General features: G+C 46.9%; 1 tRNA gene. It reads left to right on the top strand.

The annotated features are described in order from the left end of the window. The first annotated feature begins 46 nt into the window (after positions 1-46). Positions 47-122, top strand: a tRNA-Glu gene (locus J9885_RS14910). The last annotated feature ends 204 nt before the right edge of the window (positions 123-326 follow it).

The following is a 326-nucleotide window of genomic DNA, read 5'->3' as shown; positions in this document are numbered from 1 at the left end:
GAGCCGTTACCCAATCGCCTGCGCGACAGCGCAAAGACAAATCCGGGTCCCCTTCGTCTAGAGGCCTAGGACACCGCCCTTTCACGGCGGTAACAGGGGTTCGAATCCCCTAGGGGACGCCACTTCTCTTCTTGCTAAAAGAATGCAGACATAAGCATCGAGTGTTTATGTCTGTTTTCTTCGGTCACTGACCGTTGCAAACATGCTCTTTAACAATCTGGAAAGCTGATTTAAAAAGTAGTTCTCAAACATTTGTTACAAGTGCTTTGGAAACTTCTTGGCGAAAACCAAATTTTATTTGGTCCTTGTTGTACGACAACAGGCTG

This window comes from Aeromonas sp. SrichE-2G (assembly GCF_017939565.1).
Lineage (GTDB): Bacteria > Pseudomonadota > Gammaproteobacteria > Enterobacterales > Aeromonadaceae > Aeromonas > Aeromonas taiwanensis.
The sequence above is the reverse complement of the archived record's forward strand: the minus strand, read 5'-3'. Positions and strand labels throughout refer to the sequence as shown.